The 23,276-nt window shown below is 59.1% G+C and carries 27 protein-coding genes; 14 read left to right on the forward strand and 13 right to left on the reverse strand.

Going from position 1 to position 23,276, the window contains the following annotated elements; translation table 11 throughout:
- Positions 1–85: 85 nt before the first annotated feature.
- The 11 genes from RCH06_RS12005 to RCH06_RS12055 form a co-directional block, all read right to left on the reverse strand.
- The gene (locus tag RCH06_RS12005; RefSeq protein WP_327081700.1) at positions 86–1,138 is read right to left on the reverse strand and encodes a DMT family transporter; all 1,053 of its coding nucleotides are present in this window, start codon (positions 1,136–1,138) and stop codon (positions 86–88) included.
- Between the two features lie 178 nt (positions 1,139–1,316).
- Positions 1,317–1,649: a copper-binding protein gene (locus tag RCH06_RS12010; RefSeq protein ID WP_327081701.1), complete on the reverse strand. Its 333-nt coding sequence runs from the start codon at positions 1,647–1,649 to the stop codon at positions 1,317–1,319.
- A 10-nt stretch (positions 1,650–1,659) separates the two neighbouring features.
- Positions 1,660–2,169: a DUF411 domain-containing protein gene (locus RCH06_RS12015; protein ID WP_327081702.1), complete on the reverse strand. Its 510-nt coding sequence runs from the start codon at positions 2,167–2,169 to the stop codon at positions 1,660–1,662.
- Positions 2,150–2,665 (reverse strand): cupredoxin domain-containing protein, encoded by a 516-nt coding sequence (locus RCH06_RS12020; RefSeq protein WP_327081703.1) that lies wholly within the window; start codon positions 2,663–2,665, stop codon positions 2,150–2,152. Before RCH06_RS12020 ends, RCH06_RS12015 begins: the two co-directional genes overlap by 20 nt.
- Before the next feature lie 192 nt (positions 2,666–2,857).
- Complete coding sequence (locus RCH06_RS12025; protein WP_327081704.1) at positions 2,858–4,291, reverse strand: multicopper oxidase family protein; 1,434 nt, start codon at positions 4,289–4,291, stop codon at positions 2,858–2,860.
- A 44-nt stretch (positions 4,292–4,335) separates the two neighbouring features.
- Entirely contained in the window at positions 4,336–5,751 is a 1,416-nt protein-coding gene (locus RCH06_RS12030) for a TolC family protein (protein ID WP_327081705.1), read from the reverse strand.
- 11 nt (positions 5,752–5,762) lie between these two features.
- Positions 5,763–6,095: a hypothetical protein gene (locus RCH06_RS12035; protein ID WP_327081706.1), complete on the reverse strand. Its 333-nt coding sequence runs from the start codon at positions 6,093–6,095 to the stop codon at positions 5,763–5,765.
- Positions 6,096–6,219: 124 nt separating this feature from the next.
- Complete coding sequence (locus RCH06_RS12040) at positions 6,220–6,639, reverse strand: hypothetical protein (protein WP_327081707.1); 420 nt, start codon at positions 6,637–6,639, stop codon at positions 6,220–6,222.
- Between the two features lie 188 nt (positions 6,640–6,827).
- Entirely contained in the window at positions 6,828–7,109 is a 282-nt protein-coding gene (locus RCH06_RS12045; protein WP_327081708.1) for a CopK family periplasmic copper-binding protein, read from the reverse strand.
- Positions 7,110–7,275: 166 nt separating this feature from the next.
- A complete protein-coding gene (locus RCH06_RS12050; RefSeq protein ID WP_327081709.1) occupies positions 7,276–8,742 on the reverse strand; it encodes a heavy metal sensor histidine kinase in 1,467 nt (488 codons plus the stop codon).
- The gene (locus RCH06_RS12055; RefSeq protein WP_327081710.1) at positions 8,739–9,419 is read right to left on the reverse strand and encodes a heavy metal response regulator transcription factor; all 681 of its coding nucleotides are present in this window, start codon (positions 9,417–9,419) and stop codon (positions 8,739–8,741) included. Before RCH06_RS12055 ends, RCH06_RS12050 begins: the two co-directional genes overlap by 4 nt.
- Positions 9,420–9,570: 151 nt before the next feature.
- On the opposite strand from RCH06_RS12055, the gene RCH06_RS12060 reads away from it, so the two are divergent.
- The 4 genes from RCH06_RS12060 (at position 9,571) to RCH06_RS12075 (ending at position 12,574) form a co-directional block, all read left to right on the forward strand.
- Positions 9,571–9,942, forward strand: a complete 372-nt coding sequence (locus RCH06_RS12060) for a DUF4148 domain-containing protein (protein ID WP_327081711.1) — start codon at positions 9,571–9,573, stop codon at positions 9,940–9,942.
- A gap of 40 nt (positions 9,943–9,982) precedes the next feature.
- Positions 9,983–10,333, forward strand: coding sequence for a copper-binding protein (locus RCH06_RS12065; protein ID WP_327081712.1), 351 nt, complete (start codon positions 9,983–9,985; stop codon positions 10,331–10,333).
- A 154-nt stretch (positions 10,334–10,487) separates the two neighbouring features.
- Positions 10,488–10,634 (forward strand): hypothetical protein, encoded by a 147-nt coding sequence (locus RCH06_RS12070; protein ID WP_327081713.1) that lies wholly within the window; start codon positions 10,488–10,490, stop codon positions 10,632–10,634.
- Between the two features lie 236 nt (positions 10,635–10,870).
- A complete protein-coding gene (locus RCH06_RS12075; protein WP_327081714.1) occupies positions 10,871–12,574 on the forward strand; it encodes a hypothetical protein in 1,704 nt (567 codons plus the stop codon).
- 167 nt (positions 12,575–12,741) lie between these two features.
- Here the strand turns inward: RCH06_RS12075 and RCH06_RS12080 are convergent, their stop codons facing one another.
- Positions 12,742–13,224, reverse strand: a complete 483-nt coding sequence (locus tag RCH06_RS12080) for an RES family NAD+ phosphorylase (RefSeq protein ID WP_327081715.1) — start codon at positions 13,222–13,224, stop codon at positions 12,742–12,744.
- Positions 13,221–13,715, reverse strand: a complete 495-nt coding sequence (locus RCH06_RS12085) for an antitoxin Xre/MbcA/ParS toxin-binding domain-containing protein (protein WP_327081716.1) — start codon at positions 13,713–13,715, stop codon at positions 13,221–13,223. The genes RCH06_RS12080 and RCH06_RS12085 overlap by 4 nt, the downstream gene beginning before the upstream one ends.
- A 346-nt stretch (positions 13,716–14,061) precedes the next feature.
- Here RCH06_RS12085 and RCH06_RS12090 point away from each other — a divergent pair, with 346 nt between their 5' ends.
- The 10 genes from RCH06_RS12090 to RCH06_RS12135 all read left to right on the forward strand — a co-directional run bounded on the left by RCH06_RS12090 (position 14,062) and on the right by RCH06_RS12135 (position 23,266).
- Complete coding sequence (locus RCH06_RS12090) at positions 14,062–14,796, forward strand: SDR family NAD(P)-dependent oxidoreductase (protein ID WP_327081717.1); 735 nt, start codon at positions 14,062–14,064, stop codon at positions 14,794–14,796.
- Between the two features lie 64 nt (positions 14,797–14,860).
- Positions 14,861–15,631 (forward strand): SDR family NAD(P)-dependent oxidoreductase, encoded by a 771-nt coding sequence (locus tag RCH06_RS12095; protein ID WP_327081718.1) that lies wholly within the window; start codon positions 14,861–14,863, stop codon positions 15,629–15,631.
- Between the two features lie 14 nt (positions 15,632–15,645).
- Positions 15,646–16,278: a nuclear transport factor 2 family protein gene (locus tag RCH06_RS12100; protein ID WP_327081719.1), complete on the forward strand. Its 633-nt coding sequence runs from the start codon at positions 15,646–15,648 to the stop codon at positions 16,276–16,278.
- A gap of 1 nt (position 16,279) precedes the next feature.
- Positions 16,280–17,359, forward strand: coding sequence for an alkene reductase (locus RCH06_RS12105; RefSeq protein WP_327081720.1), 1,080 nt, complete (start codon positions 16,280–16,282; stop codon positions 17,357–17,359).
- A 481-nt stretch (positions 17,360–17,840) separates the two neighbouring features.
- Positions 17,841–18,755, forward strand: a complete 915-nt coding sequence (locus RCH06_RS12110) for a VOC family protein (RefSeq protein ID WP_327081721.1) — start codon at positions 17,841–17,843, stop codon at positions 18,753–18,755.
- Positions 18,756–18,774: 19 nt separating this feature from the next.
- Positions 18,775–19,653 carry a CoA transferase subunit A gene (locus RCH06_RS12115; protein ID WP_327081722.1) on the forward strand — a complete coding sequence of 293 codons (879 nt, stop codon included), beginning with the start codon at positions 18,775–18,777 and terminating at the stop codon, positions 19,651–19,653.
- Between the two features lie 12 nt (positions 19,654–19,665).
- Positions 19,666–20,430, forward strand: a complete 765-nt coding sequence (locus RCH06_RS12120) for a CoA-transferase subunit beta (protein ID WP_327081723.1) — start codon at positions 19,666–19,668, stop codon at positions 20,428–20,430.
- 13 nt (positions 20,431–20,443) lie between these two features.
- Positions 20,444–21,352, forward strand: a complete 909-nt coding sequence (locus RCH06_RS12125) for an enoyl-CoA hydratase (RefSeq protein WP_327081724.1) — start codon at positions 20,444–20,446, stop codon at positions 21,350–21,352.
- Positions 21,349–22,467: an NAD(P)H-dependent flavin oxidoreductase gene (locus RCH06_RS12130; RefSeq protein WP_327081725.1), complete on the forward strand. Its 1,119-nt coding sequence runs from the start codon at positions 21,349–21,351 to the stop codon at positions 22,465–22,467. Before RCH06_RS12125 ends, RCH06_RS12130 begins: the two co-directional genes overlap by 4 nt.
- Positions 22,468–22,510: 43 nt before the next feature.
- Complete coding sequence (locus RCH06_RS12135; RefSeq protein WP_327081726.1) at positions 22,511–23,266, forward strand: enoyl-CoA hydratase family protein; 756 nt, start codon at positions 22,511–22,513, stop codon at positions 23,264–23,266.
- Positions 23,267–23,276 lie beyond the last annotated feature (10 nt).

Genomic DNA, 23,276 nt, shown 5'->3' on the forward strand with positions numbered 1-23,276 from the left:
TTGTATTTTTAAGGTCTAGTGTGACTGCCAAGAATGGTGACCAACACCCTGAGTCAAACGCACTCGCAGGTGCCAGGCGCTGCGCTCAGTGCGAATGACGATGATGCACGTCCGGGAAATGCGCATGGGTGTGCGTGATAGGGGTGTGACGATGTGAATGGGTATGGCGCGTACCAGGCGTCACCACATCGTCGTGAGCATGATCGTGGTGGGTATCGCCTGTGCCGTGCGTATGCACATGGGTGTGCTCAAGCGGCTCGTGGGTATGTGCATGCTGATGGTTTTCTGTCAGATGAAGCCAGACACCCCACGCCATCAAGACGCCTGCCATGAGTAACTGCGGCGTGATTGGCTCGCCCAGGATTGCAATGGCCAGAGCCGCACCCACAAAAGGCGCGATGGAAAAATAAGCACCCGTGCGGGCTGCCCCGAGGTGGCGCAAGCCCAGGACAAACAGGGCCAAGCTGGCCCCGTAACTGGCAAAGCCCAGCACTGCGGCAGCCACTACGACGGGGAATTCAGGCCATGTGGCGCCCAACAAGAGCGCCAGTACAAGATTCGTTGCACCGGCTGTTAACCCCTTGACCATGGCAATGAACGATGCGTCAGACAAGGAAACCTTGCGTGTCAGGTTATTGTCGATGCCCCAGGCCAGGCATGCACCGACCACCGCCAAGGCGGGCCACAGCTCCCCAAATCGTGCTTCGCCCGGCCACGACAGCACCGCGCCACCCGCCACAATCGCCAGCATTCCCAGCGCGATGCGTCGATCGACGTTTTCGCGAAATATGACCCAGGCGATCAGCGCAGTCAGTACGCCTTCGGCATTGAGTAGCAAGGATGCGCCGGAGGCGGGCATGCCCGACAACCCAACCATCAACAGCACCGGGCCGACCATACCTCCTGCAAGCACCGCACCAGCCAGCCACTTCCACTCCCCCGGAGGCAATTGAACCGATGGTGCATTGCGCAGAAAACGTAAAGCGAGCAGGCCCACGCCTGAGCCCAGGTAGAGCAAGGCCGCCAGCAGCCAGGGACTGGTTTGCGCCAAGAGTAGTTTGGCCAGTGGGGTGCCGCCGCCGAACAGGAAGGCGGCTGTCAAGGTGGCCAACACGCCTGGCTGTGTAAGCAATCTCAAGAGCTACTCCTTTGGTGATGCATCCGCTGCACTGCACAGTATCGCTGTCCCATGTCTCCTGCGATGTGAAAGACTGCACGGGAATTTCCTGCGTCGCCAAAGATGGGCTTGAATAAAAGCTTGACTCGGAAGATGGATCGTCCGGGGCGCATGCGCCTCTCCCCGGAGTTGCCCGCGATTAATTGGCAGGTTTAATGTCCGTTACCACCAGGGCACCGCCGGACTTTTCAGCCTTGAAGAGAACCTTGTCGCCGACCTTTGTTTTTTCCAGCAGGACAGGGTCTTTGACCTGAAACACCATGGTCATGCCCGGCATGTCCAGGTTCTTGATCTCACCGTGCTTGATGGTGATTTTCTTGTTGTCCATATCGACTTTTCGGATCTCGCCTTGTGCCATGTCGGCTGATCCGGCCATGGGCATGGCACCACTGCCCGAAGGCATGGCCGTTTGAGCGGAAACAGTACCGGCCAACAGGGCAGTGAGAAGCAGTAAGGCGTTGAATTTTTTCATGATGTTTCTTTCAGGATTTGACAGAAGATTGAGAAGGGTAGGACTGGTAAACGCGCGAGCTGCCATCGGCCAGAACCAGCAGCACGTCGTAGGCATCCCGGGTGTTGCCCATTTCCATGCCCGGCGAGCCCATCGGCATGCCGGGTACGGCCAGGCCCAGCGCCTTGGGTTGCTCACGCAGCAATCGGCGCAGCTCCTGCGCCGGAACATGGCCTTCCACCACATAGTTTCCCAGACGCGCAGTATGGCAAGACCCAAACTTGGCATTCAAGCCAAATTTCTGACGAATGGGTGCCGTGTCTTCAACGTCATGGGTCGCCACCTCAAAGCCGTTTTTGCGCAGATGCGCCACCCATTCATGGCAGCAGCCACAGCTTGGCGTTTTCCAGACGGCAATCTGGTTGGCGCTGCTCGCTGCCAGCGCACGCAAGGGCTGCGTCAAGACGGCAGCACCCATGAGCGCAAGCGGCAGCTGCCATGCGAGGCGACGGGAAACCGTATCAATGCTTGTTGTCGGCATGGCCATGTCCTTTGGACTGCGCCTTGCCGCTGGCCACATTGACCACGCCTTTCATACCCGCGTCATAGTGACCAGGCTGCAGGCAGGCAAAGTCAACGTTGCCGGCCTTGGTGAAGTGCCAGATGATTTCGCCGTTTTTTCCCGGAGCCACCGTGACCATGTTTTCGTCGGCATGTTCCATCTCGGGATTTTTCTTCATCACTTCGTAGTGTTCCTTGAGTTCCTTTTGGGTTCCCAGCACCATTTCGTGTTTGACTTGCCCCGAGTTTTTAGCGACAAAGCGGATGGTTTCGCCTTGTTTGACGGCGATTTTTGAAGTCCCAAAGCGCATGTCGTCGGTCATGTCGACGTTGACGGTGCGCGTCACATTGGCGGCGATGCCGGGTTTTCCGATCTCCTCGACACCGCCGTGGCCACCGGCGTGGGTGCCTGAGGCCATGGCGCTGATAGCGAGAAGAAGTCCGGGAATTGCGATCAGGAGGTTGCGTGATTTCATGAAATACCTTTCAAGGGTGAGAGTGGAAAAATTGTGGTTGCCGAGCTAGCGTCAGCTTGCAAGCGGCCCACATGACTGAAAATTTGACAAAAAGAGGCTGCTGTGCACACCCATATTGCGCTATCAGCTATTATTTTGATAGTGAATATATTTTTCATCGGATGCTTTTTTTGAGCGACGACTTGCTGGCCGTCAGTGCTTCATACCGCCCATACCGCCCATACCGCCCATGACGGGCTTGCGCACCTGAACTTCGACTTCTTTCATCGGCATGTTCTGCGCTTTCATGGATTGACCACCTTCGGCTGCAAAGCGTGCCGGATTGGGCAGGGCACCTGTCCATTCATAAGCCACTTCGCCCGCCGGATGCTTGTACCAGCCCGGGTCTTTGTAATCGCCCGGTTTCTGGTCTTTGCGCACCTTGACCATGCTGAACATGCCGCCCATCTCGACCGAACCAAATGGGCCGGCGCCGGTCATCATGCGTTCGGTGTTGTCGGGCAAGGGCATCTCCATCTCGGCCATGTCGGACATGCCTCGCTCCCCCATCACCATGTAGTCCGGAATGACGTTGGTGATGTCCCGGGCGACCTTGCGGTGGTCTACGCCGATCAGCGTGGGCACATCGTGGCCCATGGCATTCATGGTGTGGTGGCTCTTGTGGCAGTGAAAAGCCCAGTCGCCTTCCTCGTTGGCCAAAAACTCGATTTGCCGCATCTGGCCTACAGCCACGTCGGCAGTCACCTCGGGCCAGCGGCTTGACTTGGGCGTCGGGCCGCCGTCGGTGCCTGTCACTGTGAATTCATGGCCGTGCAGGTGCATGGGGTGGTTGGTCATGGTCAGGTTGCCGATTCGGATTCGAACCTTGTCGTTTTTGCGCACCACCAGCGGGTCAATGCCTGGAAAGACGCGGCTGTTCCAGCTCCACAGGTTGAAGTCGAGCATGGTCATGATCTTGGGCGTGTAGGCGCCGGGGTCAATGTCGTAGGCGTTGAGCAGAAAGACAAAATCACGATCGACCTCGTCGATCAGCGGGTGCCTGACTTTGGGATGCGTGATCCAGAAACCCATCATGCCCATGGCCATCTGCGTCATCTCGTCGGCATGCGGGTGGTACATGAAGGTACCGGGCCTGCGCGCGACGAACTCGTAGACAAAGGTTTTACCAACCGGAATGGCCTTCTGGGTCAGCCCCGTCACGCCGTCCATGCCGTTGGGCAGGCGCTGGCCGTGCCAGTGCACGCTGGTGTGCTCAGGCAGTTTGTTGGTGACAAAGATGCGCACCCGGTCGCCTTCAACGACTTCGATGGTCGGGCCGGGCGACTGGCCGTTGTAGCCCCACAAGTGGGCTTTAAAGCCGGGCGACATCTCGCGCACCACGGGCTCGGCCACCAGGTGAAATTCCTTGACGCCATTGTTCATGCGCCAGGGAAGCGTCCAGCCGTTGAGCGTGACAACAGGGTTGTAAGGCCGGCCGGTGTTGGGCACCAGCGGTGCCATCGTGTCGGGCTTGGTCTGGAATACGGGCTCTGGCAACGCCGCCATGGCCACCCGGCTCACCGCAGCAGCAGCCACCGCTGTAGTGATAGCGCCTGCACCGGTCAAAAATTTTCTTCGGTTCGTCATAGGAATTTACTCAATGTGTTTCGTGAGTTTGGGCGTGATTGGACTCAGTGGCCAGCGGCGTCGCTACCGCCAGTAGCAGGCGCGGTCATCATGGTGGAAGTGGGTTTGCCCGTCATGGAGGCTGCAAGTGCGGCGTCCGCCAGCCAGAACTGCTGGTAGGCGTTGAGGGCAGCGGTGACGCTGGCAATTTGGTCGCGGTTGTCGGCCAGCAACTCGAACACGCCGATCAGCATGCCGTTGTAGCGCAGGATGTTTTCATCGGCCATGGTTTTGCGCAGCGGCACGATTTCATCGCGGTAATGCCGCGCCACGTCGTAGGCGGTGCGGTAGGCCGAATAGCTTTCGCGCAATTGCGACGATGCACCGCGAACCGTGCTTTCGTAGCGGTTGGCCGCTGCCAGCGATTGCGCATTCATGGCATCGCGCTTGGCCGTGCCCCAGTCAAAGATCGGCAGGCGAATGCCCAGCTCGTAGCCCTTGCGCGGGGTGCTGGTCCCTGCAGCGTTGTCGAACACGGTGTCGCGGCGCACCCCAAGCTCCACATCTACCAAACTGGTGACGAGGTTCAAACCTTGCGATTTGCCTGCCATCTCCAGCTGGTTGCGTGCAAGCTGCACATCAAGGCGCTGCTGCGGCGCGTTGTCATTGACCACAGCGGCCTGCAAAGGCTCTTTGGGCAAGTCGGGCAGGCGCTCGGGCAGCTTGAGCTGACCGGCTTGCGTGTCGGTCAAACCGAGTTGCCGAATCAGCTCTTCCCTGGCAGCAGTACTGGCATGCTGGCTGGACGCCAGCTGGGCTGCGCTGTCGGCATAAAAGCTTTGCTGGCGCGCACGCTGCAGCTTGGTGAAGTTACCCACCTGCTGCATGCGCTTGGCCAGCTCGCTGCCGGCCTGCGCGCTGCGGTTGACTTGGGTTGCATACGCCAAAGACTGCTGTGCGGCGACAGCGCGTACCCAGGTCTGGCGAACCTGCGTGACCTGCTCGACCACATTGGCGCTGAGCTGTACCCTGGCCTGGGCCATCTGACTCTGTGAAATCTCCATGCGCCGTGGCAGGGTCAACAAGTCCAGCAAGCCAAACGACAGCAGCCTGCCCAACTCCAGTTCATCAGCAAAGCGAATTCGCTCGAACGAGAAGACCGGGTTGGCAATGCGGCCGGTCTGGTTGGCCTGCGCCATGTCAGACCAGCTTTGCGCCAGCAGGGTTTGCACCGCCGGACTGTTGGCCAGCGCCAGCTGTACGGCGTCATCCATGCCCAGGGGTTTGGCCAGCAAATCGTTGCTCAGCCTGGCCCTGGCTTGGGTTTGCTGCTCGGTGCGGCTGAGTTCGAGTTTGCCTTGGGTGAACGTGCCTGCGGTGTTGTTGGTGTCCCGCACGGCCTGGTCCATGTTGACCGATGCGCAGCCCGCCAGCACCAGGCTGGCCGCAGCCAGCGCGCTCAATCGAAAAATCTTTTTCATGGGGGTTCTCGTCACGGTTTGGCTGGCATTACGCCGGAGTTGGACTTGTCGGTGCCTTCTGGCGCCTGCGGTTGACTGGCTTCCTTGGCGTACGCGCGCCAACCGCCAATCCGCGCGGTGGCGTCGTTGGCGTCTTTCCAGTTGACGGTTTTTTCTTCGGTGTAGCGCTGGTAGCCCTCAAGCGCCGAGCGGTAAGCGGGCACAGCAGCTTGTTCGGTGGCTGCTGGACTCGCAATGTTTGATGGTGTAGAAGCAGAAACTTGTGCGCTGGCCTGGGTGGCCCACAGGGACACCACCAATAAGCCCACGGCAGCGGACAGTTTTGAATAAAGACGAATAGTCACGAAAATCTCCTGAAATACAAGCGGGGCGATGGGAAAAATCGCGGTTGTCCGGGCATCGCATGCGATGCAAAGGCCACAAGGGGCCATGCGGTCAGCAAGTACAGACCCAGTACGGGCCTGGAAATCAGGAAATCGGTGGTTTTTGGCCCAGTGCGTGTTCGGCACTGACATATTGGGCAATGACTGCGTGGGGCAGTGTGCGTGGATTGAAAGCGGTGATTACATTGACTGTCGATGGAGACAGCGCAACCGTGTGGCAGGCCTGGCAGGCGCTGCAGGTATTGCAGTGTGCGTCCTCTGCATGCTCATCTTCTCCAAAGGCATGGCCTGAGCAGTCGGCGGCAGTTCGAGCTGCGTCAGCCATCACAGTTTCGGTATCCTGATGCGCTTGCATCCCTGCTTCATGCGCGTGGGTGGCTGATGTGGGTGCAGCAGTTTGCTGGTGTTGCACCTGAGCCGTGACCATTGCCGTTGCCATCGCGTCACTGGCCCAGCCGCGCAAAGGCAGCAGGGCGATCATGAGGATGAGGAAAAGGTGACGCATGGGGAGGTGAAAATACCAGAAATTTTTAGTAGTTTATTTTATAGGGCATTGCAAGTAGCCGTTAACGGCAGCAATAGGCAATCATCGGCTCTACCTGTTTTTGTGGGCAACCGCTGCAGTCGATTCAAATGGCTATGACCAGCGTTTATTGCAAAAAACCCAGGCAAAAGTGATGCAAAAACCAATTTTCAAGGCCTCATATGTGACCGTATCGCGTTGGAAAGTCTGGCAACTTCATCGCCCTTCATCGCAATTGATTTGCCATTCGTCGTTTCCATGACTTCACCGTCTTTCATACGGTAAGGGCGCCCGAATTTGCTTTCCATGGCCATTTTTCCATCTTTGAACTGGTGCACCGTTGATCCATCCTTGAGTTGAACGGACTTTTCGATGTTTCCTTGATCGATGGCGAAGGCTGACAGACTTGAAAAAACAAGACCGAATCCAACAATGGCTTTGAAAATAGACATAACAAAAATCTTTCTTTGTAATAGGTCCCAGTCAATCTATGCAGCCTGTGACACAATTTTTTGTATCACTGAGGGCAATGTAGAGGACACCGGCATACAGTGGCCTGACCGAAACATTACGATTTTGTTATCCTCGATTCAATCAACAACCAGTGCAAATTTCGACTCAATCATCCATGCTGGATACCGTCGCAGATTTGGGCATATTTAGGCAAGGAAAATTTTTTACTGGAAATGACAGTGTGAAAGTTGTTTTGCCATTTACCAGACTCTTTGCGCTCACCTGTCCTTCATGCGCCGACATGATGGATCGCACAATTGCCAGGCCAAGACCTGCCCCACCGTCAAGACGCGCTCTGGCCGCGTCAGCACGGTAAAAGCGATCAAAAACGCGTTCCAAATTCTCCGCTGCGATGCCATCCCCTTCATTGACGACTGCCAACGTGGTGTTCTCATTTTCAAACGCTATCAGCAAGTTCACTTCAGAATTTGCATGCGCATGACGAATCGCGTTGGACAGCAGGTTGGTAATTGCGCGCTGCACTAGCAGCCGGTCGCCCAAGATAGTTGCACTGCCAGTTACCTCAATGGTCAAGCCTCGCTCTTCTGCAATCAGCGATAAATACTCCGCTACCTGCCGAGCCTCTTTGCCCAGATCGACGGGTGCACATTTGAGGATATTTTCGTTGTGGTCTGCGCTGGCAATGAAAAGCATGTCAGCAATCAAGCGAGACAGGCGTTCGAGTTCTTCCACATTGCCTTCGAGTACATTTCGCAGGTTGGCAACTGTGCGGCATTGGGAAAGGGTCACCTGAGTTCTTCCCAAAAGCGTTGCAATGGGGGTGCGCATTTCATGGGCAAGTTCGCCCGAAAATTCCTGCAGCCTTTGATAACCGTCATCGATTCGGATCAGCATGCCGTTGAACGCTTCGGCAAGCTCATGAAGCTCCTTGGGTAATCCTGAAGAAGATACTCGGTGGCTCAGGGACTGCGTTCCGATTGATGCGGCCAATTGATGAAATCGTCGCAGCGGCGCCAAACTGGTACGCGCTATGAGCCATGCGCCCAGTGCCACAACAAGCAGCATTATTGGCAACGCAACCACCGTGGTGTTGATGAAACCACTCAGCAGCTTGCGGTCATGGCGCCGGTCCAGAGAAAGGTAGTAACGCACTGCTTCGCCATTGGCGACCGGACCAATGCCACGAATGGCATTGAGTTGACTATTGTTGGGCATCCTCCATGCGGCGATGGTTGTATTGATCGCTGCACTGGCGTCCAGCGCAAACACTGATTGCTTTGCGACTTCGGAAAAACTCGCCACCCATTGGCCGGTGGCGGGGTCAGTCAGGGCCAAATGCAGGTCATCATGACCAATCAACAAATCCTCAAACCGGTGCTTATTTTGAGCGATTGCTTCAGGTGAGGGTATTTCAGACAACATGTGCAGCAGCAAGTCACGCTTTCCTTTAAGCTCTTCGGCCGCACGTGTATCGAGCTGTTGTGAAAGCGCATAAAAACCGACCACGATGGCCCCACCCGTGAGAATGAGACCGAAGAATGCGCTGGTGAGCGCAATTCGAACTGCCAGTGATTTCTGAGTCCAGAAATCGAGCAGTGCGCGCGGCGTCACGACGCTTTCCGGCGTTCAAAAACGTAACCCACGCCACGCACCGTGTGAATCAGTTTTTCATCAAAAGGATCGTCAATTTTGGCGCGTAGCCGTCTGATCGCCACTTCGACAACATTGGTGTCCGAATCAAAATGGATGTCCCATACAAGCGATGCAATCTGTGTTCTTGAAAGTACCTCACCCGTTTTCTGGGCTAACAGAGTCAGCAAGGCGAACTCTTTTGCGGAAAGATCGATCCGCTGGCCTGCCCGGGTTGCCCGGTGACGAACTGGGTCTATTTCAAGATCTGCTGTCCTTAAAACGGAATCATTTGTTGCTGGCTGGCCGCGTTTGACCAGTGCGCGCACCCTGGCCAACAGCTCGGGAAACTGAAAAGGCTTGACCAGGTAATCATCGGCGCCCAAGTCAAAGCCGCGCACCTTGTCATCGGTCTGGCCACGGGCGGTGAGCATCAAAACAGGTACTTGTTTGGAAGTACGCAGTGCTGACAGCACGGTGAATCCGTCAATACCTGGCAGCATGATGTCCAGAATGACCAGCGCATGATCGCCGTTGATCGCCACGTGAAGGCCGTCCGTTCCATTGTGGGCCACCTCAACGGCATAGCCACTCTCCGTCAGGCCCTGGCGTAAATACTCGGCAGCCCTGGGTTCGTCCTCAATCACCAATATCTTCAAAATAGGTTCCTGTCGAACATGTCATATTTGTAATCTGCAGGTCAGCATTGTGTTGCCCTCTGGCTTCTACATTGGGAACCGTGATGCAGCAGTTGCATCCAGGTTGCTCCCAGGCTTGGGACAACTCCGTCGATATTAAAGGAGCTTGATCATGTCCATTCGTAAAACCATTGTTGCCCTGGCCCTTGTGGCCGCTGCCGTTCCTGCCGCTTTTGCCAGCAGCCACACCGGCTGGGCAGGCAACGAGCGCGGCGTTAGCCTCATTGAGGCCAACACCGGCACCAGCACCAAAACCCGCGCTGAAGTGATGCAAGAGTTGCAAGCCTTTCGCAACAACCCCGTTGCCGCTGACGGCAGCAGGTTCATCGATAACGAGCGAGGCTTTGTGCCTGCCCAGCACAGTTATGCGTTTCAAGGAGGCACGCTTGTTCACACGGACACCATTGCGCACAACACTGTCAAGCCAAGCGTGGTGTTGACGGACGCCGACAAGCGCCGCAACCGTGAACTGTACCGCCGGTAAACACCTGGTCGTCCATTGATCAACCACACTTAGGATTTTTATGAAGACAAAAATAAATGCTTTGCTGATTGCTGCAGCTCTGTTTGCGGGGAGTTCAGGGATCGCAATGGCTGCCTCTGACGTGCAGACTTCACCCTTGAGTGAAACTGCAACGCTTGCCGTGTTCGCAAAGTTGACCTCTGGAGAGGTGCGCAAGGTCGACACCGAGCAGGGCAAACTCACAATCAAGCACGAGGCAATTGAAAACCTTCAAATGCCAGGCATGACTATGGTCTTCAAAGCAACCGATCCCGCAATGCTTGAAAAATTGCAGGTCGGAGACAAGATCAAGTTCGCGGCTGAAAAAGCCAATGGTGCTCTGGTTATAACGACTATTCAAGCGGCCAAGTAACCCTGGCTCGTCACGATAGACGCACCCTACGGCACCAGCGACAGATGAGTAAACGCCCGCCAAAAGGACTTGTCTCATGCTCGGTGCATTGTTCAGGCGGTGATGCCAAACTTTTCAAACTCTTAATAGCATTGGAAAAATAACTATGCAAAACATGATGCACGCCATGGCGGGTGGCCCGATGATGTGGGTCATGGGGCTTTTATGCCTGTTGCTTTTTGTGGTGTTGGCACTTGCAGCCATTTCGTTGGTTAAATACCTGTTTTTCAGCGGCAGGCACGCCAGCAAAGACAGGTTTTAAATTTTTTCAATCCGCTACGCCAATTGGCAATGCCTCATGGTGGCTTCATTTAAGTTAGTCCACCACAGACAGAACTGGGCACTCTTTCACGCTTATCAAAAACTGGTGGCGAAAAACCAAAGCCTGACTGGTTTCCTGATGTTTCAACACTCTTGGCTGGCTGCTTGCCGATGAACGCTTATCGTGCTGCTTTGAACTTCAGAGCGACCGATTAGTATGGGGATATTTAAAGACCCATGAATATTCCTTCACCCTCGCCGCAACTCAGCGCGCAGCCTGAGCATTCTGACGTCCTCAATCGCAGCTGCTTTTGCCTGACGCTCGACCCAAACGCGCTGTCGCTTGCGCTCGATGCTGAGGTCGGTCAGCCTGTCCTGTCGGAAATGATTCGGCAGCGTTGCCCTTACCTGTTCGCCGCGCAACCTGTGTTTGTGCCTGCAGTGCAGCTGCAAGCCATGGCGCAATTGGTGCACGCCGTCGAATCGGTCGTGGCGCTTTCCACGTACCGTGAGCAGGTCTTGGCCACCTCGCCCGCCATTGCCCGCTTCGAGACCAGTGGTCCCCGAGGAGCCTTTTTTGGCTACGACTTTCACCTTCATCAAGGCAGTCTGGGCCTCATCGAGATCAATACCAATGCAGGCGGGGCCATGCTCAATGCGTTGCTGGCGCGGGCGCAGCGGGCTTGTTGCACGGCGATGGAAGAGATGGCACCCAGTCTCAAGGGGGCAGCCAACTTTGAGCAGCAAATAGTTGACATGTTTCGCCATGAATGGCATCTCAGCGGCCGAACCAATGCGCTGTCGAGTATTGCCATCGTCGACGAGGGGCCAGAAGACCAGTATCTCTACCCCGAGTTTTTGCTTTTCCAGCAGTTGTTCGAGCGTCACGGTATGCGCTCGGTTATTTGCGGTCCTTCTGCGCTGGAGTGGCGCGGCGGCGTGCTGTGGCATGGTGAACTCGCCATCGATCTGGTTTACAACCGGCTCACTGATTTTTATCTGGAGGAAGCCAGCAGCAGCGCGCTGCGTGAAGCCTACTTGAACCGTGGGGTTGTGCTGACACCGCATCCACAGGCCCACGCGCTGTATGCCGACAAGAGGCGGCTCGCAGTGTTCAGCGATGCGGCGCAATTGCAGGCGCTGGGCGTTCCCCAGGCGACGCAAGAGGTACTGCTCAAACATGTTCCCCGCACCGAAGTGGTTGATCCCGACGATGAGCAACGCCTTTGGGCCGCACGTCGAAGCCTCTTTTTCAAGCCGGTCGCCGGTTTTGGAAGCCGGGCCGCCTACCGTGGCGACAAGCTGACCAAGCGTGTCTGGCAAGATATTCTTGCGGGTGACTATGTGGCACAGAGCATCGTTTTACCTGGCGAGCGCATGGTCGACAAGCTGGACCCCAAGGCCATGAAATTTGATCTGCGCGCCTACACGTATGACGGCGCAGTCCAGTGGGTGGCAGCGCGGATGTATCAGGGCCAAACCACCAACTTTCGTACGCCGGGCGGTGGCTTTTCACCGGTGTACAGCACCGTGGATGTGTCAGCCCAAAACTGCTGCGTGCCAGACGGGCAGTGTGCAGATGAAGACAAGTACGCGTCCTATGTTTTCTTGCTGGACGCAGAGCAGGGTGTCCACCCTGTCCCGCATGCGTTGTACGTGGCGCTGGCACGTGGCCAAGCAGTGGCCGAAACACTGGCTGGTCAGACCTTGCGCTTGGCAGACTGGTACGTGCGGATGAAAAATGGCGCTCCTGACACGGTGGTCAACGAAACTTATACCGAGATCCGGTTTAACCAGGAAGGGCGTGTTGACTGGACTTCAACGCCGTCTACCCCTCTTGGTAGCGCCGCTCCTGCATCCGTGCCACAGGATGCCAATTGGCCCAGCATTGCTGAACGTGAGAGCATGCAAGCGCTGCTGTTTTCGGTAAAAAATGCGTAAACATGGTGTCATTTTTGCAAGAACAAAATTCGCGTTTGGTTTTTCGCTTCATTTTGACAATCCATCTATCGAAAAAAACAGGATTCATCCCGACCGGTGCATTTGGGTTTTGAAACCGTTATGGGCAAGAGCGGTGCCAGCCCCTCATCAAAGCCGCACTGGCGTACTCACATAAACAGCCGGGGATCAAAAACGAAAGGATTTTTTTCGCATACCAGCTCAATGCGCAGGTAGTCGGGATGCGCCGGGTTGAGCAACAGGTTTCGCTCCGCAGGCTCGACATACGACGGCACCCACAAGCCCAGGCTGGCTTGGCTGTCCAGCCATTGCATGCCGACCGACTGGGTCAGCCCCTTGTCTTGCCGCCAGTCGGCAGCCAGCGCCTGGCCCGCCCATTGCTCAACGTCAGGTAAAGCGGCGGAAGCCGGAATTTCCAGCCGCATCAAGGCCATGTTTTTGGGCATCGCTCCGTTGCAGTGGACACGCTTTTCAAGCTGGCACAACGCCCGGCTTGCGCCGCAATAGACCAGTTGACGCGGCCCTGCGCATCCGGTGTGCCAGCGGCCATCGCCCAGTGTTGAGCCAAAGCCCAGATCGGCCAGCCGCAGCGCGCCGGAAAAGGCGATGCGCCAGACCGCGACAACGCTCAAGCCACACCGCCGTATTGAATAGCCAGCAAAATTTCGCGCACCCGCCGCGAGCCAAAAGACGTGGCGGCTGATTCGAGCGGGCTTTCGCCGTCGAGCATCGGATGCGGGCGGCGCATCCAGTCCAGCGCCATGGCTTCGGTCTCGAAGGTGTCGATGGCGGCGTCCTTGAGTTCTAGCACGCGCAGCACGTTTTCTGCGGAATGCGTGGGCAGCGGCTGGTCTTTGCTGGCGCGGCGCAAAAGCGTCGTCCGGTCAAGGTCCAGAATATTTACCAGTTCACCCTTGCCGACCGCTAGGTAATCAGACAAAGGCTCGATGACCTTGCTGGAAATGCCGCGCTTGAGGATCCGAAGCGCCTGTTCGTTGGTAAAGGGCGGCACCGGCAGGCGTGCGGCTGAAGACCCGGTGGTGGAGGGCTCGATGATGTTCCAGACCGCACCCAGTGATTTCATGCGCTGGGCCGTCGCAGGCAGGGAAGATAGGGTTGTCATGATTCAATTGCATCATAAAGGCGATGCAATTGCAACTCGTAGGGCTATGTTAGTCCTGAATTGATAGCGGCTTTCGCACGCTGTACGTGCGCTACAGCCACTTTTCTTGCTGTATCAGCTCTATTTGTTTATCAACAGGCTGTTTTGCCCAATCAGGAAGTCCTTGAACGCTGGCCAACGCGTGGGGAGCCATCTGAAAAGGGTGACGTCTTAGATATGCCGCGAATTGGGACCACTCTGCATTCATCAAGATCGCTCAATAGTCCCATTAGACGATGGCTTGTGACTGGTGGCTGTCTAAGCTTTGCGCATCAGATTGACCCCATGATTCGTAAAGGAACAACAGATGAGACTCGCAGACAAAGTGGCATTGGTGACCGGTGCAGGGCAGGGAATGGGGCGCGCCATTGCGCGCTGTTTTGCCCAGGAAGGTGCCATTGTGGTGGCGCTGGACCTGAATCTGGAAGCGGCGCAGGAGTCGCTGGCCGGATTGAAAGGGCGCAGCATCGCGCGCAGCCTGAACGTCGCCGACAGCGCCGCTGTCGCCGCCGTAATAGATGAAGTCGTTGCCACTTTTGGTCAGGTCGATGTGCTGGTCAACAACGCCGGCATTGGTTCGGTCGATGCCTTTGCCGATATCAACGACGAAACCTGGGCGCGTGTCATCAATGTGAACCTGAACGGTGCTTTTTACTGCGCCCGCCAAGCGGTGCGCGCCATGCTCAAGGCCGAAACGCGCGGCGTGGTCATCAACGTGGCCAGCACGGCAGCGGCCAGCGGCGACGGCCCGGCGCATTACTGCGCGTCGAAAGCTGCGCTGATGGGCCTGACACGCAGCATGGCCAAAGAGCTGGCGTCCAAAGGCATCCGCGTCAACACGCTGGTGCCCGGCCCGACCAACACGCCCATGATGCAAAGCATTCCGCAGGAATGGACGGACGCCATCATTGCCGGCGTACCGATGGGCCGCATGGCCGAACCCGAGGACATCGCGCGCGCCGCGCTGTTCCTGGCCAGCGACGACAGCGGTTTTGTGACTGGCCAGAACCTGGCGGTCAACGGCGGCAGCGCCTTCCTTTAATTCATTCACCTTGCGGCACAGACCGGAGCGCAACGTCGCCCTGTGCCCACTGAAAAAGACAACCATGACACAAGCAAGAATGCAGGGCAAGGTCGCTTTCGTAACCGGCGGCGGCACGGGTATTGGCGCAGCAACGGCGATCCGCCTCGCCCAGGAAGGTGCGACCGTGGTCATTTGCGGTCGCCGCCAAGCGCCGCTGGACGAGGTGGTGGCGCAAATCAAGGCGGCCGGTGGCCAGGCCGAGGCAGTGCAGGCCGATGTCAGTGACGAAGACGGCTTTACGGCTGCCATTGAGGCCGCAGCGCAGCGCCACGGCCGTCTTGACGTGCTGGTCAACAACGCGATGGCCTACAGCTGGGGCACCATTGAGGAAACCAGTACCTCCGACTGGCACAGTAATTTCAGCACCTCGGTCGATGGCACTTTCTGGGGCACGCGCACGGCGATGAAGCTGATGAAGGAACGCGGCGGCTCCATCATCAACCTGTCGTCAATCTGCGGCCTGCTGGGCACGGCCCACATGGCCGGCTATTCGGCAGCCAAGGCAGCGATCATCAATTTTTCACGTGCGGCAGCGGCTGAAGGCGCGCTCAGCGGCATCCGCGTCAACGTAGTGATTCCAGCCGTGGTCGAGACACCCGGAACCGCCGGCATGCTGGCCGACGAAGCCTCGCGCCAGAACACCGAAAAGCTCATTCCCATGGGCCGCGTCGGCCAGCCCGAAGAACTGGCCAACGCCATCTTGTTTCTGGCCAGCGACGAGGCCAGCTACATCACCGGCGCGGCGTTGCCGGTCGATGGTGGCCGCTCGGCCGTGCTGGTCACTGCGCTGTGAAAGGCGACCAACCCATGACCTGGCCTGCCAACCTGGAAGAGCGCATCGACCGGCTCGAATCCATCGACGCGATTCGCCAGCTGGCCGGCAAGTATTCGCTGTCGCTGGACATGCGCGACATGGATGCGCATGTCAATTTGTTTGCGCCGGACATCCGCGTGGGCCGCGACAAGGTGGGCCGCGCGCACTTCAAGGCCTGGCAGACCGACACGCTGCGCGAACAGTTCACCGGCACCTCGCACCACCTGGGCCAGCACATCATCGAGTTTGTCGATGCCGACCACGCCACCGGCGTCGTTTACTCCAAGAACGAGCACGAGTGCGGCGCCGAGTGGGTGACCATGCAGATGCTCTACTGGGACGACTACGAGCGCATCGACGGCGGCTGGTATTTCCGCCGCCGCCTGCCGTGCTACTGGTACGCCACCGACCTGAACAAGCCGCCGATTGGCGACATGAAGATGCGCTGGCCCGGCCGCCAGCCTTACAACGGCACGTTTCACGACCTGTTTCCGAGCTGGACCGAGTTCTGGGCCAAGCGCACCGACAAGGACACGCTGCCCGAAGTCGCCGCGCCCGCGCCGCTGGAGCAATTTTTAGTCACGATGCGGCGCGGTACGCCCGCGCCCAAGATGAAGGTGCGTTGACATGAGCAAACTGTTTGAACCGCTGCAACTGGGCGAGCTGCGTCTGGCCAACCGCATCGTGATGGCGCCGATGACGCGCAACCGCGCCGGCGCTGACGGCGTGCCCGGCGAGCTGATGGCCGATTACTACGGCCAGCGCGGCGACGCCGGCCTGATCGTGGCCGAAGGCACCTGGCCCAGCGCGGTTGGCCAGTCCTATTGCCGCCAGCCCGGCATTGCCACGCCAGCGCAAATCGCCGGCTGGAAGCGCGTGACCGACGCCGTGCATGCGCGCGGCGGCCTGATCGTGCTGCAGGTCATGCATGGCGGGCGCATTGGCAGCCGGCATGTCAAGCCCGAGGGCATAGAGACCGTGGGGCCGTCAGCGCTGCAGGCGGCGGGCGAAGTCGTCACCGACAGCGCCGGCATGCAGCCCTACGACACGCCGCGTGCGCTCAGCACCGAAGAAGTTCGTGCCATCGTGCAAGAGCATGCCCAAGCCGCGCGCAATGCACGCGAGGCAGGTTTTGACGGCGTCGAATTGCACGGCACCAGCGGCTATTTGCCGATGCAGTTCCTCAGCTCGGGCACCAACCAGCGAACCGACGAATACGGCGGATCGGCGGCCAATCGCGCGCGCTTTGCCTTTGAATGCCTGCGCGAGATGGGTGCGGCGATTGGCGCTGGCCGCGTCGGCTTGCGCCTGAACCCCGGCAACACTTACAACGACGCCCGCGACGAGGACTCAAGCGCCACGCACGCCGAACTGATGCGCCAGGCGGCGACGCTGGGCCTGGCCTATCTGCACGTGATGCGCGCGCCGATGCCCGAAGTCGATGCCTTTGCGCTGGCGCGTGCGAACTTTGGCGAACGGCTGATCCTGAACGACGGCTTTGGCGCAGACAACGCCGAAGCCGCGCTGCGCGACCATCCTGGCGCTGCCCTGTCGTTTGCGCGACATTTCATCGGCAACCCGGATCTCGTGTCCCGGCTGCGCGCCGGCCAGCCGCTGACACGCTTTGACCGCAAGACGCTGTACACGCCAGGCGCCGCCGGCTACACCAGCTACGACAGCTACTGCACCGACCCCGCCACGGCTTGACGCCTTTTGGTGGCGCTGGTTGAAGCGCCCGCATACAGGGCGTTTTCACGCCTTTTTTCGCTTTCTCGTGCGCTGTGTTTCCTGCCCGTTCGGCCTCGCCATTGCGAGGCCGAAGTGCGTGGCAAAACGACTCTGCAATTCTTCTCTACGCGCCAGAGCGGAGGCGGTTTGGCAGCCCATCACGCCAGCAAAAACCCAGCATTTTGCTATTAAATAAATAGCTGCCAGCGCATACGCAGCATGCGCAAGAGGCTTATTTTATGCTGAAACCTGGTTTTTGGCCCAGAACGCAGGCCGCTGGCGTGGCGATCCAGCTTTGATAAGGCGCAGCTATGGATTACCGCACTGCGCCCGCCATCACGCAGCGGTGCGCTGTCCGCCTGTTGATTTCGTTAGTCTCAACGGACGATGCTTGCAGGGGGTCGGCTGACCAGAATCAACCGCAGCGGCTTCATTGGTGCAAAGCCCGGAGAAACAAACAATGATGAACATCAGCGGACTGGCTTACGTGGTGGCTGAAACCACCGATCTGGCCAAGTGGAAAAATTACGCCGAAGGCGTGCTGGGCATGATGACAGCGCCCGCACCCGACGGCGGCCTGTATGTGCGCATGGACGAGCGGCAATACCGCTTTGCCGTGCAATCCGGCGCACGTGACGCCTATGTGGTGTCAGGCTGGGAAGTGACTGGCCGGGCCGACTTCGACCACGCGCTGCAAGTGCTGAAGGACGCTGGCGTTGAAGTCGCGATGGGCGACACCGCCCAGTGCCGCTTGCGCTGCGTGCAACAGGTGGCGGGTTTCAGCGATCCCTCGGGCAACCGCCACGAACTGGTCTGGGGCTTTCGCTCGGACTTTGCGCACTTTGCCTCGCCGATGGGCGTGTCGCGCTTTGTCACCGGCAACATCGGCATGGGCCACACCGTGCTGCCCGCGCTGGACTTTGAAAAGACGGTTGAATTTGCCACCCAGGTGATGGGTTTTGGCCTGTCGGACATCTTCAACTTTCAGCCCGCTGGCCCGGATGGCCCGACGCTGCCGATCCACTTTTTCCACTGTAACAACGCCCGCCACCACAGCCTGGCGTTCGCCGGTTTCCCGTCAGAAAGCGGCTGCGTACATGTGATGGTCGAGGTCGAGAACATGCCCGAAGTGGGCCGCGCGCTGGACCGCATGTCCGCGCACCAGGTGCAGCAGACCGCCACGCTTGGCCAGCACACCAACGACAAGATGATTTCTTTTTACATGCGCAGCCCGTCGAACTTTGACATCGAGTTTGGCTACGGCGGCGCGGTGGTGGACTGGCGCGAGCACATCACCCACGAATTTACCCGCGTGAGCCTTTGGGGCCACGATTTCAGCGTCGGACAGCGCAGCGCTGTCAACGCAGTTGCTTGACCAGGAGAGCGAAGCAGTGATGGCCAATAAACAAATGAGCGCCGCAGAAGCGGTTGCGCAGATCAAGGACGGCATGACCGTGGGTTTTGGCGGCTGGGGCCCAAGGCGCAAGCCGATGGCGCTGGTGCGCGAGATTTTGCGCAGCCCGGTGAAAGACCTGACGGTGGTCGCCTATGGCGGCGCTGACGTGGGCATGTTGTGCGCTGCCGGCAAGGTCAAAAAGCTGATTTTTGCCTTCGTGACGCTAGACTTCATTCCGCTCGAACCCTACTTTCGCCAGGCGCGCCAGAGCGGCAAGCTGGACGTGATGGAAATCGACGAAGGCATGATGCTGCTCGGCTTGCGGGCCGCCGCCATGCGCGTGCCCTTTATTCCTTCGCGTATTGGTCTGGGCACCGACGTGCTGACGCGCAACCCTTCTATCCGGCTGGTCGATTCGCCTTACGACGACCGCCAGTGGGTGGCCATGCCGGCGCTGCCGCTTGATGTGGCGCTGGTGCATGTGGATAAGGCGGACACGCGCGGCGTGTGCCAGGTCAACGGCCCTGACGTCTACATGGACGAGCTGTTTGTGCGCGCTGCCAAGCAAAGCTTCGTGAGCTGCGACGAGATGGTTGACAGCAGCCATTTTGAATCTGCCGAAGCCTCGCGCCAGGTGTTCTGGGAACGCGCCCACACCACCGGCGTGGTGCACATCCCTGCGGGCGCACACCCAAGTTCGTGCGCACCCATGTATGGCTTTGATGTCAAGCACTTCAAGGAATACGCGGCCACGGCCAAGGAAGAGGGCGGCTGGCAAAAATATGCCGATCGCTTTGTGAATTGGACCCACGAAGAGTATTTGGAGCGGGTCGGGGGTATCGATGCGGTGCGCAAGCTGCCGCTGCCAGTGTTTTGACGGGAGCTTGTCATGAGTGAATTTTCTTTGGTAGACCGAATCATCTGTGCGGCTTCAAACGCGTGGAAAGACGACGGCGAAGTGTTGGCCACCGGCATTGGCATCGTGCCGCGCCTGGCAGCCTCGATCAGCATGCTGTCGAGCAACCCGGCCCTGATGATGACCGATTCAGAAGCCTGGCTGGTCAGCGAGCCGGTGCCGATTGGCCCGCGCAACGGCTACGAGCCCAAGCGCGAAGGCTGGATGGGTTTTACCCGCATTTTTGACAATGTCTGGAGCGGCAAGCGCCACGCGATGGTCGGGCCCACGCAGGTTGACCGCTTTGGTCAGGCCAACATCTCGATGATTGGCAGCGATTACCAAAAACCCAAGTCGATGATGCTGGGCGTGCGCGGCTTTCCGGGCAACTCCATCAGCCATGCCAACTCGTTTTTCGTTCCCAACCACAGCACCAAGGTGTTTGTGGCCGGCGAAGTCGACATGGTGGCGTCGGTCGGCTACAACCCGGCGCGGCTGGCACGCGGCTGGAGCCTGGACGACATCGATGTGCGGCAGATATTCACCAATCTGGCGGTGTTTGACTTTGGCGGCCCCGATCGCCAGGCGCGGCTGGTGTCTCTGCACCCCGGCGTTACCGCCGCGCAGGTGCAGGAAGCCACCGGCTTTGAGCTGCATGTTCCGGCCGATGTGCCCGAGACTGCAGCGCCCACCGACGAGCAACTCGCCTTGCTGGCGCGGCTTGATCCCCACAACCTGCGCGCTTCGGTGCTTGCTTAACTGAGTACTTTCCATGAGCCATACAGACCCGGGTGACAACTTCGTGCAGCGCGAGGACAAATCAGTCTACGAAACCGACGAGCCGGTGCTGTACCAGGCCGTGGACGGCATCGCCACGCTGACGATGAACCGCCCTGACTTCAACAATGCGCAGAACTCGCAGATGACCTACGCGCTGGACGCGGGTTTTCGCCGTGCCGTCGACGACGACAGCGTCAAGGTGATCGTGCTGCGCGGCACCGGCAAGCACTTCAGCGCCGGCCACGACATTGGCACGCCGGGGCGCGACATCAACAAGCCCTTCGAGCGTGAAACGCTGTGGTGGGACCACACCAACAAGCCCGGTGCCGAGCAGCTGTTTGTGCGCGAGCAGGAGGTGTACCTGGGCATGTGCCGGCGCTGGCACGACATCCCGAAGCCGACCATTGCCATGGTGCAGGGCGCCTGCGTGGCCGGCGGGCTGATGCTGGCCTGGGTCTGCGACCTGATCATTGCCAGCGACGACGCTTTTTTCCAGGATCCGGTGGTGCGCATGGGCATTCCGGGCGTCGAATACTTTGCCCACGCGCACGAGCTAAATCCGCGCATCGCCAAGGAATTCCTGTTCCTCGGCGACCGCATGAAAGCCGACCGCGCCTACATGATGGGCATGGTCAACCGCGTGGTGCCGCGCGATGAGCTGGAAGCGCAAACCTATGACATCGCCGCCCGCATTGCCAAGCAGCCACGTCTGGGCCTGGCACTGACCAAGACCGTCATCAACCGGGTCGAAGAGCTGCAGGGCCTGCGCACCACCATGGACGTGGCCTTTGGCTACCACCACTTTGCCCATGCGCACAGCCAGATTCTGGGTGCCGGGCACCTGGGCGGGCACGACGCCAAATCAATGGCACAGGCCAACAAAAAGGACGGCAACGCATGAGCGCAACTTCCACGATCCGCACGCCCCTGTGCGACCTGCTGGGCTGCCGCTATCCCGTGGTGCAAACGGCCATGGGCTGGGTGGCGGGTTCGTCGCTGGTGGCGGCTACCACCAATGCCGGCGGCTTCGGCTTTCTGGCCGGTGCCACGATTGCTGCTGACCAGATTGAAGCCGAAATCGTCCGCATTCGCGAGTTGACAGGCGACCAGCCCTTCGGCCTGAACTTTCACATGTTCCAGCCCAACGCGCAGCAGCTGCTGGACCTGGCCGTCAAACACAAGCTGCGCGCTGTCAGCTATGGCCGTGGGCCGGACAAGAAGGTGATTGGCCGACTGCGCGATGCCGGCATCGTCTGCATGCCGACGGTGGGCGCGCTCAAGCATGCGCAAAAAGCCATCGAGATGGGTGCCAACGCCATCACCATTCAGGGCGGCGAGGGCGGCGGCCACACCGGCTCGGTGCCCACCACGGTGCTGCTGCCGCAAGTCGTCGATGCGGTCAGTGTGCCGGTCGTGGCGGCGGGCGGCTTTTACGACGGGCGCGGTTTGCTGGCGGCGCTGGCCTTTGGCGCGCAGGGCATCGCCATGGGCACGCGCTTTTTGATGACCAGCGATTCGGGCGTGCCCGAGGTGACGCTCAAGCGCTACCTGGCCACGCGCGACGCCGAAAAGATCCAGATTTCGTACCTGGTGGACGGCATGCCGCAGCGCATGATTCCCAACGAATACCTGGCCATGCTCGAAAAAGCTTCGCCACTCAAGCGCTTGCGCATTGCCGTCAATCTGGCACTGCAATTCAAAGCCCAGACCGGCATGACCACGCAGCACGCCATGGGCGTGATGTGGAAAGGCCTGCGCGAAGACCCCGGCAGCGCCGCGCAAACCGTCATGGCTGCCAACGCGCCCATGCTGCTGCAGCGCTCGATGGTCGACGGCAAGCCCGACGAAGGCGTGATGTCCGCCGGCCAGGTGGCTGCGCTGATTGGCAAGCTCGACTCGTGCGAGCAGGTGATTGCCGGCATCGTGGCGCAGGCCTGCGAACGCCGCGCCGCGCTCAATGCCATGACGAACGCGCCAGCCGCCCTGGCTGCCATGCCCAGTGCGCAAGTCGCCTGAACCCCCAGAACAAAGTCAAAGAACAACACGAGGACGAGCAAGCATGACACAGCAATTTTCTTCCCTGGTGCATGACAACGGCGTAGCCGAAGTCGTGCTCAACCGCCCGCCGGTCAACGCGCTGAATGCCGCTGGCTGGAACGGGCTGGCCTCCGAAATCGCGGCGCTGGGCGAGCGCCCTGAAGTCCGCGTTATCGTCGTGCGCGCCGAAGGCCGGGGCTTTTGCGCCGGCGTCGACATCAAGGAACTGGCCGCCAACGACAAGCTCATCCTGGACGTGAACGCTGGCAACTACGCCACCTTCAAGGCCGTCCACCTGAACAAGGTGCCGGTGATTGCTGCCGTGCAGGGCTTCGTGCTGGGCGGCGGCATTGGTATTTGCGGCGCGGCTGACATCGTGATTGCCGCTGACGACGCTACCTTTGGCCTGCCCGAAGTGGACCGTGGTGCGATGGGCGGCGCGGCGCACCTGCAGCGCATGTTTGGCGTGCAAAAAACGCGCTACCTGTTTTTTACCGGCGACATGATCGGCGCGCCTGAGGCGCTGCGTCTGGGTGCCATCGAGCGAGTGGTGCCACGCGACCAGTTACGCGAAACCGCGCTGGAAGTGGCCGGCAAGATTGCCGCCAAAAGCCCGGCCATGATCCGCATCGCCAAAGAGGCGTTGACCGGCATCGAGGACGGCGACCTGGAAGCCAAGTACCGCTGGGAGCAGGGCTTCACGCTGCAGGCCTACATGAGCCCCGATTCCAGCGAAACCCGCGCCGCTTTCGTCGAAAAACGCGACGCCAAGTTCTGAACCCGAGGAC

The sequence above is a fragment of the Polaromonas sp. CG_9.5 genome (assembly GCF_035984465.1).
Taxonomy (GTDB): Bacteria; Pseudomonadota; Gammaproteobacteria; order Burkholderiales; family Burkholderiaceae_C; genus Polaromonas.